Raw genomic sequence first — 2154 nt, forward strand, 5'->3', positions numbered from 1 at the left:
CGGCCTCGGCAGCTTCAAGGCGCTGGGTGGCGCCTATGCGGTGGCCGCGCTGCTGGCTGACGAACTCGCGCGTCGAGGTGTGGCGTTGGATGCGTCCTCCGCCGATTTGATGGCCGGACGCTGGCGCGACGTGACCGAGACAATCACCGTGACCTGCGCCACCGACGGCAATCATGGCCGCGCTGTCGCCTGGGGGGCCCAGCGTTGCCATTGCCGGGCGGTGATCTTCCTGCACGAGACTGTCAGTGCCGGGCGCGAGGCGGCTATCGCCGCTTACGGCGCCGAGATCCGCCGTGCGCGGGGCAGCTACGACGACGCGGTGCGCGTCTCGGCGATCGAGGCCGAGGCGCATGGCTGGTTCGTCGTGTCCGACACGTCCTGGCCTGGTTACGTGCGTGTGCCGCAAGCGATCATGCAGGGTTATCGCGTCATGGCCGCCGAGGCGGTGGAGCAATGGACAGGTGCGCCACCAACCCATGTGTTCATCCAAGGGGGAGTCGGTGGTGTGGCGGCTGCGGTCTCGGTGCAGATGCGCATGGCGTTCGTGCCCGTGCCGCGCGTGATCGTGGTGGAACCCGATCGTGCCGCGTGTCTGCTCGCATCAGCGGAGCTGGGCGAGCGCACCAGCATCCCCGGCAATCTTGACACGCTGATGGCGGGGCTGGCGTGTGGCGAGCCGAGCCTGCTGGCGTGGCAGGAGCTGGAACGCGGGGCGGCTGCCTTCATGGCGATCCCCGACGCGGCGGCGGTGGCCACTATGCGGCTATTGGCGCAGGCGGAGATCGTCGCCGGTGAGTCGGGTGTTGCCGGACTGGCGGGGTGTTTGCTGGCGGCGGCAGATCCGGTGGCACGCGAGACGCTCGGTCTGAATACGGCCAGCCACGTACTGGTGTTCAGCACCGAAGGTGCAACGGATCCAGAGCTATACGCGCGATTGGTTGGCGGTGGAGCGGTATAAGCCGGCTCATATCAACGGCCCTATGTATGGACCGCTGGAGTCGCCCGGATGTCATGCCGATGCTTGTCACCGGCATCCACGCCTTCCTTTGTATTTGCACGGTAAGGCCGGGATTTCGGACCTTCGTCCGGCATGACATTGGGGCAACGCCGCCGGTCAACGCATAGGTCGGCTGGTATCATAGCAACCGCCGCGGATCATGACCCGTATTCATCATATCTGCGGAAGCACGTATCCATGGGATGCCCCGTCTTTTGATGCGCTGTCGTGGTTGCCTGCGTTCGCAGGCATGACGAGGATGTGTGGGACGCGATGGCGCCTGGTCTCAGTCCTTGGGCCGATCCGCCGCCATCAACAGAAACGGCGGACGGCGCCGTTCGTCCAGCCATTCCGGGTGCTCGGTGAGCTCCGCCGGGGTCGCTTCGGGTTCTTCCAGGCGTGCCAGCACCAGGCCCGCTTCCAGCAGCCCATTCACATAGGTCTCGATCGTGCGGTGGTATTTTACCACGTCGTCAACGAACCAGTGCGTGCGCCGTTCGCCTTCGTCACGATAACGATCGACCGGCCAGTGCAGCTTGGCGCCGTCCGCGTTCGTCGCCCAGGCACTGCTGCCCTGTGCGGTGAAAATCGGATGCTCCACGGAGAAGGCGAAGCGGCCGCCGGGCACCAAGGCCGTGGCCACGCGTTTGACCAAGAGCCGGTAATCCGCGACGTAGTGCAACGCCAGCGACGAAACCACCAGATCGAACACGGCCGTGCCCGGAACGAACTCCTCCAGAGCGGCACGCAGGTAGGTGATCGCGTGATCCCCGCCGAGCGTACGCGCCTGATCCAGCATGCGCTGCGACAGATCAACGCCGAGTACGCTGCGCGCGCCACGTGCGACGGCTTCGCGTGCGAAATAGCCAAGGCCGCAGCCCAGATCGAGGATGCGCAGCCCGTCCAATGATGCCGGCAGCAGGCGCTGAAATGCCGGCCACTCGTACACCGCGGACAATCCGGCTTTCGAACGAGGTAGCTGCGCGTAGCCCGCGAAGAACGCCGGATCGTCGTAGATGTTTTGCGCGGTCATCTGTCCTGTCGGGTGATTGCGGGACGCACCCACGGCAACAAAGCCAAGGCCAGCGCCATCTTCACCAGCTCCGCCGGCAGGAAGGGCGTCAAGCCAAACGCGATGGCCTTCGTAGGCCCGAACA

At 65.6% G+C, this 2154-nt stretch carries 2 protein-coding genes; one reads left to right on the forward strand and one right to left on the reverse strand.

Features of this window, described 5'->3' with window-relative positions:
- On the forward strand, positions 1-958 hold a 958-nt coding region (locus VMA74_RS18865), incomplete at its 5' end, for a diaminopropionate ammonia-lyase (protein ID WP_325369789.1).
- A gap of 325 nt (positions 959-1283) precedes the next feature.
- Here VMA74_RS18865 and VMA74_RS18870 read toward each other — a convergent pair.
- Entirely contained in the window at positions 1284-2030 is a 747-nt protein-coding gene (locus tag VMA74_RS18870) for a class I SAM-dependent methyltransferase (protein WP_325369791.1), read from the reverse strand.
- Between the last annotated feature and the right edge of the window lie 124 nt (positions 2031-2154).

It is taken from the genome of Dyella sp., from assembly GCF_035508675.1.
GTDB lineage: Bacteria > Pseudomonadota > Gammaproteobacteria > Xanthomonadales > Rhodanobacteraceae > Dyella_B.

Excerpts from the sequence above, each read along its gene's own strand:
- VMA74_RS18870 (WP_325369791.1), bottom strand. The coding sequence starts at position 2,030 with ATGACCGCGCAAAACATCTACGACGATCCGGCGTTCTTCGCGGGCTAC.